Here is a 14,595-nt window from a genome sequence, read left to right on the forward strand (position 1 = left end):
CGACCGCTCGCCTCCGCCCGCCGACGGGCTCAGCGCAGGTCCGCCTCGATCGCCGCGGCGGTCTCCCGCGCCCGAGGCACGAACTCGCTCTCGATCGTCTCGACAGCGTGCCTGCCGACGCTCGTGGAGACGTTCAGCGCCGCGACGATCGCACCGTCCCTGCCGTGGACGGGCACCGCCATCGACCGCAGCCCCTCCTCGAGCTCGCCGTCCACGATCGACCAGCCGCGCTCACGCACCCGCGTGATCTCGGCGACGAGCTCGTCCACGTCGACGAGGGTCGCCGGCGTGAAGCGCTCACGTGGAGCAGAGCGCAGCCTCTCGCGGAGCTCGGCCTCCGGGAGGCCGGCCAGGAGCACCCGGCCCATGCTCGTGGCGAACGCCGGGAACCGCGATCCGAGGGTGATCGACACGCTCATGATCCGGCGGGTCGGGATGCGCGCGACGTAGACCACGTCGTCCTCGTCGAGCACGCCGGCGGAGACCGACTCGGCCAGCTCGGCCGAGAGCTCGCGGAGATGCGGCTCCATGACCTCGGGCAGGGACAACGACGAGAGGTACCCGTACCCGAGCTCGAGCACGCGCGGGGTCAAGCGGAACGACCGGCCGTCGGACCTGACGTACCCCAGCTTCTCGAGCGTCCGGAGGAATCGTCGCGCTGCCGCAGCCGGGACGTCCGCGCGGCGCGCCACCTCGGAGAGCGTCATCTCGGGATGGTTCCCGTCGAAGGCGGCGATCACGGCGAGCCCGCGCGCCAGGGACTGGACGAAGTCCTCGGATGGGGGCTCGCTCACGCTGTCACTCTATCCACCGGTCGCCCCTCGTCCGCTCGGCACGGGACGCGACCGGTCAGCGCTCGAGGACCACGGCGAGAGCCTGACCCACACCGATGCAGATCGTCGCCACGGCCACGCCGCCTCCGCGGCGGGCCAGCTCGTGGGCCGCCCGCGCGATGACCCGGCCGCCCGACGCACCCAGCGGGTGGCCGATGGCGAGCGCACCGCCGTGGGCGTTCAGCTTCGCCGGATCGAGCTCGGACCAGCCCGCGAGGCAGGCGAGGGTCTGCGAGGCGAACGCCTCGTTGAGCTCGACCACGTCGACGTCGGACCAGCGACGGCCCGCACGGGCGAGGGCCTTGTTCGCGGCCTCGATCGGGGCGATCGGGAAGTCGTCGGGGTCGACGCCGTGGGCCGCCCTGGCGGTGATGCGCGCGAGGGGCTCGATGTCGAGCACGCCCTCACGGCCCAGGAGGATCGCCGAGGCGCCGTCGTTGATCGACGACGAGTTCCCCGCCGTCACGGTGCCGTGGCCGTCGCGCGGGAAGAGCGCCCGCAGCCCGGCGAGCCGCTCGACGGAGGTGTCGTCGCGGATGCCCTCGTCGCGCGCGAGCTCGACGCCGGGCACCGGCACCACCTCGCCCTCGAACACCCCGTCGGCCCACGCGGCCGCCGCGAGCCGGTGCGATCGCACCGCGAACTCGTCCTGCTGCTCACGCGAGATCCCGCGCTCCTGCGCCACCTTCTCGGCCGCCTCGCCGTTGGAGATGGTCCACTCGGCGGGAAGCCGCGGGTTCGTCATGCGCCAGCCGATCGAGGTGTTCCACAGCGTGGGGTTGCCGCCACTCGGGAACCCCTTGGGCGACTTCTCGAGCACATACGGCGCACGGGTCATCGACTCGACGCCGCCGGCCAGGACGAGGTCGGCGTCCCCCGCCGCGATGGCGCGCGATCCCTGGATCACCGCATCCATCGAGGATGCGCACAGCCGGTTCACCGTCACCCCGGTCACGGTCGTCGGGAAGCCCGCCAGTAGTGCCGCGAAACGGGCCACGTCGCGGTTGTCCTCGCCCGCCTGGTTGGCGTCGCCGAGGATGACGTCGTCGATCCGCGCCGGGTCGAGCCCGGTGCGCTCGACGACGGCCCTGAGGACGACGGCGGCCAGGTCGTCGGGCCGGGTGCCCGCGAGCGCTCCCCCCGATCGGCCGAAGGGGGTGCGCAGGGCGTCGTAGACGACGGTCTCGATCATCGGGCGGTCCTCTCTTCCCGGGGCGCGGGGGTCGCGGTCGTCCCGGTGGTCGCGTCGCGCAGCGCGAGCCCGGTGAGCGCCCGCAGCTCCCCGACCGTGGTGTCGCCGAACGTCTCCGTGACGGCGAAGCCGTCGGGGGTCACGTCGAAGATCGCGTGGTCGGTGTAGACCCGCGACACGCATCCGACACCCGTGAGCGGGTAGCTGCAGCGCTCCACGAGCTTCGACTCGCCCGAACGGGTGAGCAGGTCGGTCATCACGTAGACGCTCTTCGCGCCGATCGCGAGGTCCATCGCCCCACCGACCGCCGGGATCGCGCCGGCCTTGCCGGTGGACCAGTTCGCCAGGTCGCCGTTGGCCGCGACCTGGTACGCGCCGAGCACGCACACGTCGAGGTGACCTCCCCGCATCATGGCGAACGAGTCGGCGTGGTGGAAGTACGCGGCGCCGGGCACCGCGGTGACGGCCTGCTTCCCCGCGTTGATCAGGTCCGGATCGACGGCCCCGGCGGAGGGAGCTGCGCCCATGCCGAGCATCCCGTTCTCGGTGTGCAGGATGATCTCGGCGCCCTCAGGCAGGAAGTCGGCGACGCGGGTCGGGGCGCCGATGCCGAGGTTGACGATCGAGCCTTCCTCGATGTCGGCAGCGATCCTCGCCGCGAGCTCGTCGCGGGTGATGCGCGTGGTCATGCCGGATCTCCTTCCTGGGCGGAGGTCGTCGAGACGTCGGCAGGGCGCTCCAGCGGCCGGCCCTCGAGGTCGACCCCGCCGACGAAGACGCCCTCCCGGAGCCAGGCGCGCTCACCGACCTCGACGACGCGGTCGACGAAGAGACCCGGGGTGACGACGGTCTCGGGGTCGAGCTCACCGAGGTCGACGGTCGAGTCGACCTGCACGACCGTGGTCCGCGCGGCCGTGCACATGATCGGACCGAAGTTCCGCGCGGTCTCGCGGTAGACGAGGTTGCCCCAGCGATCCGCGCGGAGCGCACTCACCAGCGCGAAGTCGGCGTGGATGGGGAGCTCGAGCGCGTATCTGCGTCCGCCGAACTCGCGGGTCTCCTTGCCCTCGGCGAGCTGCGTTCCCACGCCCGTCGGCGTGTAGAACGCCCCGATCCCGGCCCCGGCGGCGCGGATGCGCTCGGCGAGGTTGCCCTGCGGCACGAGCTCGAGCTCGATGGCGCCTTCGGCGTAGAGACGGTCGAACACCCACGAGTCGCTCTGCCGGGGGAACGAGCAGATGATCTTCCGGACTCGGCCCCGGTCGAGGAGCGCCGCCAGGCCGGTGTCGCCGTTGCCCGCGTTGTTGTTGACGATCGTCAGGTCGGATGCGCCCTGCTCGATCAAGGCGTCGATGAGCTCGACGGGCTGACCGGCGCGCCCGAAGCCCCCGATCATCACCGTGTCGCCGTCCCGCACGTCGGCGATCGCCTCCGCCGCCGAGGCGATCCGCTTGTCGATCACGCCGTCTCCCATCTTCGCTGTGCGAAACATCCTTCGCTCAGCGAAGTCTACGCGTCATCGCTCCCGAAAGGAACAGGCGAGACGCGATGCCGAGCGTGCGGAACGAGGGGGCGAGGCCCGATGATGGACCTACCGGTCCACGGATCGCCCTGGGGAGCTACTCATGCCGCTGTTCGAGATGGAGGCCACTCCGCGCGGCCGACGGCGGGTGTCCGTGCTCGCCCAGCTCCCCCTCCTCCTCGGGTCCGCCTTCGTGACGGGGCTCGTCGCCCTCTCGCTGCCGCACGAGCTCCTCTCGCCGACGCTGCTCACGGGGCTCGCGCTCATCGTCGCGGCGACCGTCCTCGCCGTCGCCCTGCCGTGGGAGCGCTGGAACCCCAACACCCTGATCACGGTGGCGGTGATCGACATCGTGGGCATCGCCCTGATCCGCGCCGAACTGCTGGATCAGCTCCCCTCCGTCGGGATCCTCGCCATCTTCCCCGTCCTGTGGCTCGCCTACGGGTTCCGTCCGTGGGCGATGGCCGTCGCGATCGGCGGGGCGCTGGTGATCACGTCGTTCCCGTTCGTCTTCCGGGGGCGCTGGCCCACGAACGCGCTCGAGTGGTCGAACGTGGTCCTCCTGCCCGCTCTGATCGTCGGTGTCGCCATCGTGGTGAACCTGGCCGCGGCCCAGCTCCGCCGCAACCGGCAGCGGCTCGTCGAGTCGATGGACGCTCAGGCCGGGATGCTCCGGCGGTCGCAGGACAGCGAGCTCCTCTCGAGGGCGATCATCGACACGGTGAACGCGGGCATCGCCTTCTACGCGGCCGACACCCGGCTGGTCGTGGCCAACCGTCAGGCCGCCGACATGGCCCGTCTGGCGGGGTTCGAGCTGGAGCGCCCGCCGTACGCCGGCGACGACGTCCTGATGGCCGACCGCGAGACGACGATCCCCTACGACCAGCAGATCATCCCCCGGGCTCTGCGCGCAGAGGAGATCGCCGACCACGTCGAGTGGGTGGGACCCGCCGACGAGCAGATCGCGATCATGGCCTCCTCCCGTCGGGTCCACCGGCCCGACGGGGAGCTCCTCGGAACGGTGATCGTCGCCTACGACATCACGGAGCTCGCGCAGGCGATCGAGGTCCGCGAGGCGTTCCTGTCGACCGTGTCGCACGAGCTCCGGACCCCGCTCACGAACATCACCGGCTACCTGGACCTGCTGGAGGACTCGATCGACCCGGCCGACTCGGAGAGCACCTCGTACCTCCGCGTCGTGCTCCGCAACGCCGCGGCACTCCGCGACCGCATCGACGAGCTGCTCGCCGCGACGTCGACCACCTCTCCCCTCGCGCTCGAGCCGAGCGATGTCGGCGCCGTGCTCGATCGCGCCGTCGCCGCACTCCACGACCGCGCGCGCTCTCGCGAGCAGCGCATCCACGTGGTGAGGGACCCCGCCGCGGACACGTCGGCGCGAGCGGATCGGGAGCGCCTGCAGCGCGCGCTCGAGGAGATCATCGACAACGCGGTGAAGTTCGGTCCCGTCGGATCGACCATCACCGTCACCGAGACCGTCACGCCCTCCTCCATCGCCATCACCGTCGAGGACTCCGGCCCCGGCATCAGCCGGGGAGAGCAGACCCGGATCTTCGACCGCTTCTACCGCACGCCCTACGCGCACCACAACGCGATCCAGGGCTTCGGCCTGGGCCTGACCCTCGCGAAGAGCACGGTCGCCGCCCACGAGGGCCGCATCTCGGTCCGGAGCACCGGCGCGGGCACGGCTCTCACGACGACCATCCCGCGCTCCGGGCCGGCCGACGCGGTCTGAGACCCCCCTCCCGTCGCACCGAGCGGCCCCGGAGAGCGGCCAGCCGGACGATCGCGAGCCCCAGCACTCCCCCGGCGGTGTTCGTGAGGACGTCGGTCGTGTCGGTGATGCCGACGGCGAGCACGAACTGCGCGAGTTCGAAGCCGCAGCTGGTGAGGGCCATCGCCGCCGCGCTCAGCCGGAGGCGTGCGGGGGCGAGGAGCCCGAGGAGGAGACCGAACGGCACGAAGACGACGACGTTGCCGATGACCTCGATCGGGCGGCTGGCGCCGGCGGTCGACGTGGCGACGAACGGGATCAGCTTGAGATGCCGATCGGCCGCCGTCCCGATGGAGGGCTCCGCGAGCTTCCAGACGACGAGCCAGGTCAGGAGGACCAGGTAGAGCGCCAGCGCGACCACGAGGAGCGCCCGTCCGACCGGACGGTGGGTCGAGCTCACGGCTGCAGCCTCGGGTCCTCGGTCGGATCGAGGTAGGTCGGCGGGCACCCGCCGCCCATCGCCTCCGGGCGCAGCTCGAAGTGCCACGGCTCGTTCACGTAGATCCGGCACAGCCCGTAGTCCGAGCCGTGATCCTCGAGCCAGGTCGCGGCATCCCACGGGCCCACGTCGACCGCCTCCCCGGCGACGTGGAGGGACGTCTCGGGGGAGGCGACCCACCGCTCCGCCTGCTCCCTCGACCCGTACTCGCCGACGGCCTCCTCCAGGAGCTGCTCCTGATAGGCGGCGGAGCGCCATCCGCTGGTGATCGTCAGGCGGATGCCGTCCCCCGCCATCGCGTCGGCTGCGGCGGACAGCGCGGAGCGGAGATCCCGATCGAGACGGGAGATGCCCGGATACCGGTCGTCTCCGAGGGTGGCGCCGTCGGGCAGGACGCCGTCCGCCTCCGTCGGTCCGTCCGCCGACGATCCCTCGCTCACCGTCGCAGGCCCGCGCAGCGGGTCATCCTGCACCGGCCGTGCGCCGAGCGACAGGGCGGAGGAGGAGAGCAGGAACGGGAGGGAGAGCGCGAAGAGGACGGCGACCGCGCCGACCGAGATCGCAGCGAGAGCCAGGGATCGTGCGCCGGAGGTCCGGGCGCCCGGGCGCCGGGGTGTCGAGGTGGTCATGCCTCCAGCGAAGGCGAGCGCGCGTTGCGAGGGCGTACGCGGATCCCGATACGCCGACGATAGGTCCCGGCTCCTACCATGAGGTCATGCGGGTGCTGATCGTCGAGGACGAGCCGTACATGGCCGAGGCCATCCGCGACGGGCTCCGACTGGAGGCCATCGCCTCCGACATCGCCGGCGACGGCGACACGGCCCTCGAGCTGCTGGGGCTCAACTCCTACGACCTCGCCGTGCTCGACCGCGACATCCCTGGCCCCTCCGGGGACGAGGTCGCCGCCCACATCGTGTCGTCGGGCCGGGGGATCCCCATCCTCATGCTCACGGCGGCGGATCGGCTCGACGACAAGGCCTCCGGCTTCGAGCTGGGCGCCGACGACTACCTCACGAAGCCGTTCGAGCTGCGTGAGCTCGTGCTCCGCCTCCGGGCCCTCGACCGGCGCCGCGGCCAGCTGCGTCCGCCTGTCCGCGAGCTGGCCGGCATCCGACTCGATCCCTTCCGCCGGGAGGTGTTCCGCGACGGACGGTACGTGGCGCTGACCCGGAAGCAGTTCGCCGTGCTCGAGGTGCTGCTCTCCGCCGAGGGCGGGGTCGTGAGCGCCGAGGAGCTGCTCGAGCGGGCGTGGGACGAGAACGCCGATCCGTTCACGAACGCCGTGCGGATCACCGTGTCGGCGCTCCGCAAGCGTCTGGGCGAACCGTGGCTCATCGCCACGGTTCCGGGTGTCGGATACCGGATCGACGCCGATCTCGCAGAGGCCGCTCCGCGATGAGCGCCAGGCCGCCCGGGATGAGCGTGCGGATCCGCCTCACCCTGAGCTACGCCGGCTTCCTCCTGGTCGCGGGCACGCTCCTCCTCGCGATCGTGTGGGTGTTCCTCCTCCGCTACGTGCCGAGCGGGGACATCGCGACCTCCGGTCCGTTCGTCCCGAACCGCGGCGACCTCGTCCGCGCCTTCCTGCCGCCGGCGGCCTGGGCCCTGCTGTTCCTGCTCCTGCTCGGCCTCGTCGGCGGCTGGGTGCTGGCGGGCCGGATGCTCGCGCCGCTCGATCGCATCACCACGGCGACGAGACAGGCGGCGCAGGGCGCGCTCTCCCATCGCATCCGACTCGAGGGACGCCAGGACGAGTTCCGCGAGCTGGCCGACAGCTTCGACTCCATGCTGGCCCGTCTGGAGGCGCAGGTCGCCGAGCAGCAGCGGTTCGCGGCGAACGCCTCGCACGAGCTGCGCACTCCGCTCGCGACCACGCAGGTGCTGCTCGACGTCGCCCGCAGCGACCCGGATGCGGACACCCGGGTGCTCCTGGAACGGCTCGCCGAGATCAACGGCCGGGCGATCGACCTCACCCAGGCCCTGCTGCTGCTCAGTCGCGCCGAGCAGGTCCCGTTCGACCGGGAGGAGGTGGACCTCTCGCTGCTGGCCGAGACCGCCGCGGAGTCGCTTCTCCCCCTCGCCGAGCGCCGAGGTGTCGCGGTCGAGGTCTCGGGCGACGCGGCCCTCACCTCGGGCTCACGAGCGCTCCTGCTGCAGCTGACCACGAACCTCCTGCACAACGCCATCGTGCACAACCTCCCGTCGGGAGGGACGGTGTCGGTGACCACCGCATCCTCACCCGGCTGGGCGACGCTGACGCTGGAGAACTCGGGTGAGCCGCTCCCGCCTTCCGAGGTGGCGCGCTACACCGAGCCGTTCCAGCGCGGCGCGGACAGAGCGCGCTCCGACCACGACGGCGTGGGTCTCGGACTCGCCATCGCCGCGCGGATCGTCCACGCCCACGGCGGCACCCTCGAGCTCGTCCCCCGCGCCGAGGGCGGCCTCCGCGTCACCGTCGCCCTCCCCGGCACATAGCGGGTCAGGCGACCAGGGTGCCGCCGTCCACGACCGCGACCGTGCCGGTGACGTAGTCCTGGTCCATCAGCGCGAGGTACGCCTTGGCCGCGTCCTCGGGCTCGCCGACCCGGCCGAGGGGCAGCGAGGCACCCACGCCGGCGTACATGCCCTCGCGGTCCTCCTCGCTCATGCCCGACCAGAGGGGCGACCGGAGGACTCCCGGGGCGACGGAGTTCACGCGCAGCGGCGCCAGCTCGACCGCCAGGGAGCGGACGAGGGAGTTCATGGCGCCGCACACCGCGGCACCGAGCGCCCAGCCCGTGCCGCCCTTGAACGCCGCGGTGCCGCTGGTGAGCGTGATCGATCCGCCGGGGCGAAGGTGCGGCACGGCGAGGCGGACGGCGTCGATCGCGTGGAACAGGCGCAGTCCGAAGAACTCCTGCGAGATCTCGGGCGTGATCTGATCGAGCGTGCGGCCGACCAGGTTCTCGGCCGCGGTGTAGGCGAGATGGTCGAACTCACCGACGCCATCGAAGAACGCGGCGACGTCCGAGCTCGAGGCGGCGTCGACGGCGCGGCCGAGGACGCCGGTGGGCAGCTCGCCGAGTGCACGCTCGATCGAGGCGGGATTGCGGGACGCGATGGTCACGGCGGCGCCGGCCTCGACGGCCCGGCGAGCGACGGCGAGGCCGATGCCGCTGGTGCCGCCGAGGATGACGACACGGGAGGAGGAGTCAACTGTCATGACCCCAGCATCGCTCCGTGGCCCACGGCTGGTCCAAGACCTCTCTCACACCGCGTGATGCTCAGCAGGTATGACATCGTCGCCCGACGCCGCCTCGGCTCGCGCTACTCGTCGCTCAGGATCTGTTCGGTGGTCAGCGAGGCTCGCAGCTCGCGTGCCGTCTCGATCGCCGTCCGGAGGGCCGTGCTCTCCCGGTGCGAGCTCCAGGCCAGTGCGACCTCGCTCGGCCCGAGCCCCGCTACGGCCCGGACAGCGATGTCCGGCCGGGTGTAGAAGCGTGCGGTCGAGGCGGGGAGCACCGCGACTCCGTGGCCGGCGGCCACGCGCTCCAGCTTCACCTCGACGTCGCGCGGATGCCCTGTGGTGCGTCCGGTGGGGAGGCCGAGCCGTCGTCGAGCGTCGCGCCACTCCGGCACGGCGTCGGGTGACTGGAGGAGGTCGAGCGCGGCGAGATCGTCGACGCCGAGGCGGGAGGCCTCGGCGAGGGGATGGTCGGCGGGCAGGATCGCGAGACGCTCCTCGCGGAACAGGGATTCGACGCGGATGCCTCGCGCAGCGACGGGCATCCGCACGAGTCCGAGGTCGACGCGGCCGTCGAGGATCGTGTCGACCTGGTCGTCCCAGGTCGTGCGGAGCATGTCGACCTCGACGTCGGGGTGGGCCACGCGCAGCCCTTGCACGATCGGGGTGACGACGAGGCCCGGCATGAAACCGAGCGTGAGCCGCTCCACGCCGCGCGCCGCGTGCCGAGCACGGCGCTGCATCGCCGCCGCGGACTGGAGCAGGCTCCGTGCGTCCGGCAGGAGGCTCCGGCCCGCATCCGTCAGCTCCGTGCCGCGAGTGGAGCGTTCGAACAGGACCACGCCGAGCTCCCGCTCCAGGATCGCGACCTGCCGGCTGAGCACCGGTTGCGCGACATGGAGCCGCTCGGCGGCGCGGCCGAAGTTCAGCTCATCCGCCACCGCGGCGAAGTACTCCAGCCTGCGCAGGTTGAGGTCCATGAGGGTTCGATGATGTCACACCCGATCGCCATCACCCCGGCCCGGTGGCGGAGTCCTCCCGGGGCCGCATCCCGAGAGAGGATGCGGCCCCGCTGCATGTGTATCCGGCTCAGACGTGGGCGCGGCGTCGCAGGGCGGCGACGACCAGGCCTGCCAGCAGCAGGCCGCCCGCGAGGGCACCCAGCGGAGCGGCATCGAAGCCGGTGTTGGCCAGCTGTCCCGACCCGGTGGGAGCGGGGACGGCGTTCCCACCGTTGCCCCCCGGCGTCACCGGGGTGACGGGGTTGGCCACGACGGTGAACTCGGTGCTGATGATGCGGGCGCTGCGGTTGCCGCTGAGGGTCAGCGTGTACTCGCCGGTCAGGACGTCGCCGCTGAGAGTGAGGCGATCGGCGAAGCTGCCGTCCTCGTCGTCCGCGAACAGGCCGCCCGCACCCGACAGCTCGACGGCGACGCCGTCGGGACCGGTGAGCGTGGCGGTCAGGCCCTCGTTGGGGCTGAACCCGGTCGCGGTGATCGCGACGCCCTTGTCGGGGTCGGTCACGTCGGCGACCGTGAGCGAGCTCGGGTCGACCGTCAGGGTCAGCGGGATCAGCGGGACGGGAGCCTCCGCGAAGTAGAACAGGATCGACTGCTGGTCGGCACCGGGGACCGCCTCGCCGTTCAGGGTCTCGGTGAAGATCGCTCCGACGCCGCCCTGGGCCTGCGTACCCGCGCCCGGCTCGAGACGGCTGAAGTCGGTGACGATGGAGAAGGTGCCGTCCGCACCCACGATGCCCCGGCCGGCCTCGGCGGTGGTGAGGCTGCGCGCACCATAGGTGATCACGATCTCCGCGCCGGGCTCGCCCGTGCCCGTGAACGTCGGAGTGGCGGAGTCGATCGTCTCCGTCACGTACGGGGTCGTCACGGTGAACGGGTTCGCGGGGTTCGGAGCGACCGCGAGGGTGAAGACCAGGGGACGCGACTGCACGACGGTGCCGTCCGCAGCGACCTCCTCGACCGTGCTGATCACCTGGGTCTGGCCCACGCCGAGCAGGTCGAAGTTGGCCACGGCGGTCCACGAACCGTCGTCGGCTCGGGTGTTGCCGCCGTAGATGGCCGTGTGCAGCGATCCGTCGCCGGTCACGTACTGCACGTCGACGTGGTTGCCGGCGGACAGGCCCGCACCCGCGAACTGCGCGGTGTTCGGGAGGTACTCCGGCACGTCCACCTGCCCCTGCGAGGGGGTGGTGACGGCGAAGCTGTCATCGGCGTTCGCCGCGGCGGCCGAGGCGAGGACGGGGACGACGGCGAGGACGGCGGCGGTGCCGATGAACGCCAGACGGGACGACAGCGATCGCCTCGTCGAATGAGAAGTGCGCACAGATGTTCCTTCGGAGATCGTGGATCAAGGGGACGCCGAAGCGTGGACACACCCTAAGCACGGTCTTGGAAGTGGCCTAGAGACAGCCCGGAAGTCGCTGTCAGGAGCGGGCTCGCGAAGCGCTCGACGGCTAGGCACCGCGCTGCGGGGATGAGCGCGCCCGCCCCTCGACGTGTTCGCGCTCCTCACGAGCGGAGGGTGTCGCGGGGGTTCTCGCCGAAGCGGAGGCGATAGTCGCGCGCGAAACGGGGCATGTGCACGAAACCGCAGGCGCGAGCCACCGCGGCGACGTTGACCGTCGCCGCGTCGGCCACGATGAGCCGGGCATGGGCGTCGTCGAGGCGGCGATCGCGGAGGTACTGCAGGGGGGTGAGGCCGGTGTAGCGGCGGACGCCGTCCTGCATGGCGCGAACGGACAGCCGCCCGATCTCCGCCAGGTCGGCGACGGTGAGCGCCTCGGCGGAGTGGTCGTCCATGTGCTGGAGCACCCGCCGGATGGTGGCGGGCAAGACCGCCCTGCGGGCTCCCGGCAGGGTGCGCGTGTCGGAGGTGACCGGAAAGCAGCGCAGGAACGACCTCAGCAGCAGGTCGAACAGCTGATCGCGGACGGGCGCAGAGGAGATCAGCTCCGGGTCGTTCACGACCTCTCCCGCGTACGTTCGAGCAGCGTTCCAGAGCCGCTCGGCCGCGGCGGATACCGGCGCGGTGTTCTCGGCTGATGGAGCGATGAGTCCCAGGTCGGTGCCGACGAGGTAGCGCGGTGCGTGGTGCCGGACCGCTGTCTGGTCCAGCACCACCAGTTCGAGCGAGGCGTCCTCGACCAGGAGGGTGGAGCGACCCGGAGGCCGGAGATACGGCCTGGTGGTGTCGATCCGCAGACCCGCGTACTCCAAGACCGCTGACCCGGCGCGCACTCGGCCGACGCCGTATCCCTCCGTGACCGAGCCGATGATCGTGGCGGAGCCCTGAACCCTCGATCGGTGGAAGGACCATCTGCTCTCGTCGCTCCCCGAGTGCCGGAAGGCGAACCGAGCCTCGTCTTCCGTCGACAAGGCCAGACGCGGGAACTCCGCTCGCAGCATCTCCGCCGCCTCGCCCACGTCGCGAGTGACGTGGTCCCACGTCCTCATCGCTCGGCCCGCCCTGTCGCCATCGCACCTCCCTCTCCCATTCGGAGCTGAGCCCTCGAGAGGTTGCTCGCGTTCCCGAACGCCCGATGCGGTCGATCGCCTGATCGTCACGCAGGGTGAGCTCGTCCGGTGGGGTGACGTAGCCTCGATGGATGGCTGACTCCGATCCCCGAATCGCCGTGGTGGGGCCTGGGGCGATCGGGACGACCATCGCGGCGCTCCTGCATGAGGCCGGCCGCACTCCGCTCGTGGCGGGTCGCACGGCGCATCGCAGGCTGCACCTCCGGATGGAGGATGGCGAGACGATCACGCTGCCCGGGCCGGTGCGGACCGACCCGTCGGCGCACGTCGACCCCGTCGACATCCTGTTCCTCGCGGTCAAGGCGACGCAGACCCAGGCTGCGGCGCCCTGGCTCACCGCGTTGTGCGCTCCGTCCACCGTCGTCTGCGTGCTCCAGAACGGCGTGGAGCAGGTCGAGACGGTGGCTCCGCTCACGCCAGCCGCTCGGATCCTCCCCTCGGTCGTCTGGTTCCCGGCGGTGCCCGACGGGCACGGAGAGGTCCGGCTGCTCGGTGCGGCACACCTCACCCTTCCGCGCAGGGACGGCGCCTCGGAGGTCCTCGCCGTCCTGGAGGGGACGCGGTGCGCCGTCGACGCCTCGGAGCACTTCACCTCTCTGGCCTGGCGCAAGCTCCTCCAGAACGCCGCGGCCGGAGTGATGGCGCTCACCCTCCGCCGCGCCGGCGTGTTCCACCGCGATGACATCGGGGACCTCACCCTGGCCTACGTGAGGGAGGGACTCGAGGTGGCGCGAGCCGAGGGCGCCGTCCTCGACGACGACCTGCCGGAACAGATCCTGACCGCGTTCCGCGATTCCCCCGCCGACCGCGGGACGTCGATCCTGCTCGACCGGGAGAACGGCCGCAGCCTGGAGTGGGACGCGCGGAACGGGGTGATCCAGCGGCGGGCGCGACGGCACGGCCTTCGCACACCGCTCAGCGACGTCCTGGTGCCCCTGCTCGCTGCCGCGAGCGACGGGCCGGGATAGATCACGTGCACGCAGAGATCGCCCGGTGCGGCGTCGACATCGGCGGTCGCGACGCTTGCGCATCCCGGACATCACGTGCAGAGTGATCGGCAGCATCCGACCTGCCCAGCGCGGAGGTGATGGGACGTGCGGTCCACCTACTTCGAGTTCGCCTTCTCGTCCGTCGACCCCGATGAGGCCGAGCAGCACCTGGCCAACACCTACGGCCGCATCGAGATCCAGCGCGAGTTCAAGGCGTTGACGAACCGCGCCGCCGGTGACGAACGGTTCCAGATCGCAGACGGCTACTTCGACGGCTCCTACGTCTCGACCGTGAACCTCGAACAGTTCATCTTCGCCACCGCCACGCCGTCCATGCCATGGCAGGAAGGCCGCGCCAGCGGCGACATGGGTGGTGAGCCTGCAGTGTTCCGACCGAAGCACCCCTACACCGCGATCAACACCGACACCGAGGTCCGTGTCGCCGGCTTCGACCCCGCCGCCCTCCAGCGCACCGCTCGGCTCCTCTACGGGCGCGACGACCTCGTGCTGGACTTCGACGGTCCCCGACCCTGCACGCCCGCGGCGGCCGACACCTGGCTCGCCGTGTTCGCGATGGCTCGCGCCTACCAGCAGGAAGGAGCGCTCCGGGACGACCTGATCCGAGCCAGCGTCTACCGTCTGCTCGCCGTCACCTCGATCGAGGCCTTCCGCCTGATCGGCGACCGGGCCGCGTTCCACGCGTCGGCCGAGCGCCAGAGGAAGATCCATCGCGCCGCCGCCGACTTCCTCCATGCCTTCGCCTCGCTGCCCATCACGATCGACGACGCAGCGGAAGCCGCGGGGTCATCCGTGCCCGAGCTGGTGCTGGCCTTCCGGTCCCAGACGGTCTCGGAGATGACACCGACGGCCTACCTGCGACGTGTCAGGCTGAATGCGGCGCGGCAGGACCTGCTCGACGGTGACCCGACCAGGGGTGACACCGTTGCGGAGATCTCACGTCGGTGGGGGTTCTCCTCGCCGAGCAGGTTCGCGGGGATGTTCCGCGCCGAGTACGGTGTGCCGCCCAAGTGGGTCCTCGACCACTGACGCG

15 protein-coding genes are annotated in these 14,595 nt (G+C 71.6%); 5 read left to right on the top strand and 10 right to left on the bottom strand.

All coding sequences use genetic code 11. The features are described 5' to 3' along the window. Nucleotides 1–29: 29 nt before the first annotated feature. The 4 genes from IEX69_RS10995 to IEX69_RS11010 are packed head-to-tail and all read right to left on the bottom strand — an operon-like array spanning nucleotide 30 to nucleotide 3,487. Nucleotides 30–794, bottom strand: a complete 765-nt coding sequence (locus tag IEX69_RS10995; protein ID WP_085021021.1) for an IclR family transcriptional regulator domain-containing protein — start codon at nucleotides 792–794, stop codon at nucleotides 30–32. 55 nt (nucleotides 795–849) lie between these two features. Beyond that, nucleotides 850–2,025 (bottom strand): thiolase family protein, encoded by a 1,176-nt coding sequence (locus IEX69_RS11000; protein WP_085021022.1) that lies wholly within the window; start codon nucleotides 2,023–2,025, stop codon nucleotides 850–852. Next, a complete protein-coding gene (locus IEX69_RS11005) occupies nucleotides 2,022–2,714 on the bottom strand; it encodes a 3-oxoacid CoA-transferase subunit B (protein WP_085021023.1) in 693 nt (230 codons plus the stop codon). The genes IEX69_RS11000 and IEX69_RS11005 overlap by 4 nt, the downstream gene beginning before the upstream one ends. Then, a complete protein-coding gene (locus IEX69_RS11010) occupies nucleotides 2,711–3,487 on the bottom strand; it encodes a 3-oxoacid CoA-transferase subunit A (RefSeq protein WP_085021617.1) in 777 nt (258 codons plus the stop codon). Before IEX69_RS11010 ends, IEX69_RS11005 begins: the two co-directional genes overlap by 4 nt. A gap of 163 nt (nucleotides 3,488–3,650) precedes the next feature. Between IEX69_RS11010 and IEX69_RS11015 the strand changes: the two genes are divergently transcribed. Further along, complete coding sequence (locus tag IEX69_RS11015) at nucleotides 3,651–5,300, top strand: sensor histidine kinase (RefSeq protein ID WP_085021024.1); 1,650 nt, start codon at nucleotides 3,651–3,653, stop codon at nucleotides 5,298–5,300. On the opposite strand, the gene IEX69_RS11020 is transcribed toward IEX69_RS11015, so the two are convergent. Together IEX69_RS11020 and IEX69_RS11025 are read right to left on the bottom strand one after the other, a co-directional pair. Beyond that, nucleotides 5,257–5,739, bottom strand: coding sequence for a VanZ family protein (locus IEX69_RS11020; RefSeq protein WP_174604548.1), 483 nt, complete (start codon nucleotides 5,737–5,739; stop codon nucleotides 5,257–5,259). The two genes, IEX69_RS11015 and IEX69_RS11020, sit on opposite strands and share 44 nt — an antisense overlap. Then, nucleotides 5,736–6,407, bottom strand: a complete 672-nt coding sequence (locus tag IEX69_RS11025) for a M15 family metallopeptidase (protein WP_085021026.1) — start codon at nucleotides 6,405–6,407, stop codon at nucleotides 5,736–5,738. Before IEX69_RS11025 ends, IEX69_RS11020 begins: the two co-directional genes overlap by 4 nt. 86 nt (nucleotides 6,408–6,493) lie before the next feature. Between IEX69_RS11025 and IEX69_RS11030 the strand changes: the two genes are divergently transcribed. Both IEX69_RS11030 and IEX69_RS11035 read left to right on the top strand, forming a co-directional pair. Further along, the gene (locus IEX69_RS11030) at nucleotides 6,494–7,177 is read left to right on the top strand and encodes a response regulator transcription factor (protein ID WP_085021027.1); all 684 of its coding nucleotides are present in this window, start codon (nucleotides 6,494–6,496) and stop codon (nucleotides 7,175–7,177) included. Between the two features lie 17 nt (nucleotides 7,178–7,194). Beyond that, nucleotides 7,195–8,253: a sensor histidine kinase gene (locus IEX69_RS11035; RefSeq protein ID WP_085021028.1), complete on the top strand. Its 1,059-nt coding sequence runs from the start codon at nucleotides 7,195–7,197 to the stop codon at nucleotides 8,251–8,253. A gap of 4 nt (nucleotides 8,254–8,257) precedes the next feature. Here IEX69_RS11035 and IEX69_RS11040 read toward each other — a convergent pair whose 3' ends face one another. The 4 genes from IEX69_RS11040 to IEX69_RS11055 form a co-directional block, all read right to left on the bottom strand. Next, the gene (locus tag IEX69_RS11040) at nucleotides 8,258–8,980 is read right to left on the bottom strand and encodes an SDR family oxidoreductase (protein WP_085021029.1); all 723 of its coding nucleotides are present in this window, start codon (nucleotides 8,978–8,980) and stop codon (nucleotides 8,258–8,260) included. 104 nt (nucleotides 8,981–9,084) lie between these two features. Next, a complete protein-coding gene (locus tag IEX69_RS11045; protein ID WP_085021030.1) occupies nucleotides 9,085–9,981 on the bottom strand; it encodes a LysR family transcriptional regulator in 897 nt (298 codons plus the stop codon). 109 nt (nucleotides 9,982–10,090) lie between these two features. Next, nucleotides 10,091–11,344, bottom strand: coding sequence for a hypothetical protein (locus tag IEX69_RS11050; protein ID WP_085021031.1), 1,254 nt, complete (start codon nucleotides 11,342–11,344; stop codon nucleotides 10,091–10,093). Nucleotides 11,345–11,529: 185 nt separating this feature from the next. Further along, nucleotides 11,530–12,474, bottom strand: coding sequence for a helix-turn-helix transcriptional regulator (locus tag IEX69_RS11055; protein ID WP_085021032.1), 945 nt, complete (start codon nucleotides 12,472–12,474; stop codon nucleotides 11,530–11,532). A 152-nt stretch (nucleotides 12,475–12,626) separates the two neighbouring features. Between IEX69_RS11055 and IEX69_RS11060 the strand changes: the two genes are divergently transcribed. Continuing rightward, nucleotides 12,627–13,523 (top strand): oxidoreductase, encoded by an 897-nt coding sequence (locus IEX69_RS11060; protein ID WP_085021033.1) that lies wholly within the window; start codon nucleotides 12,627–12,629, stop codon nucleotides 13,521–13,523. 126 nt (nucleotides 13,524–13,649) lie between these two features. After that, on the top strand, nucleotides 13,650–14,591 hold the full coding sequence (locus tag IEX69_RS11065) for a helix-turn-helix transcriptional regulator (protein ID WP_085021034.1): 942 nt from the start codon (nucleotides 13,650–13,652) through the stop codon (nucleotides 14,589–14,591). The last annotated feature ends 4 nt before the right edge of the window (nucleotides 14,592–14,595 follow it).

Source organism: Cnuibacter physcomitrellae, from assembly GCF_014640535.1.
Lineage (GTDB): Bacteria > Actinomycetota > Actinomycetes > Actinomycetales > Microbacteriaceae > Cnuibacter > Cnuibacter physcomitrellae.

Bases quoted from the DNA above. Each gene is read 5' to 3' on its own strand.
- IEX69_RS11000 (WP_085021022.1), bottom strand. From the start codon at position 2,025: ATGATCGAGACCGTCGTCTACGACGCCCTGCGCACCCCCTTCGGCCGA.
- IEX69_RS11005 (WP_085021023.1), bottom strand. From the start codon at position 2,714: ATGACCACGCGCATCACCCGCGACGAGCTCGCGGCGAGGATCGCTGCC.
- IEX69_RS11015 (WP_085021024.1), top strand. From the start codon at position 3,651: ATGCCGCTGTTCGAGATGGAGGCCACTCCGCGCGGCCGACGGCGGGTG.
- IEX69_RS11025 (WP_085021026.1), bottom strand. From the start codon at position 6,407: ATGACCACCTCGACACCCCGGCGCCCGGGCGCCCGGACCTCCGGCGCA.
- IEX69_RS11030 (WP_085021027.1), top strand. From the start codon at position 6,494: ATGCGGGTGCTGATCGTCGAGGACGAGCCGTACATGGCCGAGGCCATC.
- IEX69_RS11035 (WP_085021028.1), top strand. From the start codon at position 7,195: ATGAGCGTGCGGATCCGCCTCACCCTGAGCTACGCCGGCTTCCTCCTG.
- IEX69_RS11040 (WP_085021029.1), bottom strand. From the start codon at position 8,980: ATGACAGTTGACTCCTCCTCCCGTGTCGTCATCCTCGGCGGCACCAGC.
- IEX69_RS11045 (WP_085021030.1), bottom strand. From the start codon at position 9,981: ATGGACCTCAACCTGCGCAGGCTGGAGTACTTCGCCGCGGTGGCGGAT.
- IEX69_RS11055 (WP_085021032.1), bottom strand. From the start codon at position 12,474: ATGAGGACGTGGGACCACGTCACTCGCGACGTGGGCGAGGCGGCGGAG.
- IEX69_RS11060 (WP_085021033.1), top strand. From the start codon at position 12,627: ATGGCTGACTCCGATCCCCGAATCGCCGTGGTGGGGCCTGGGGCGATC.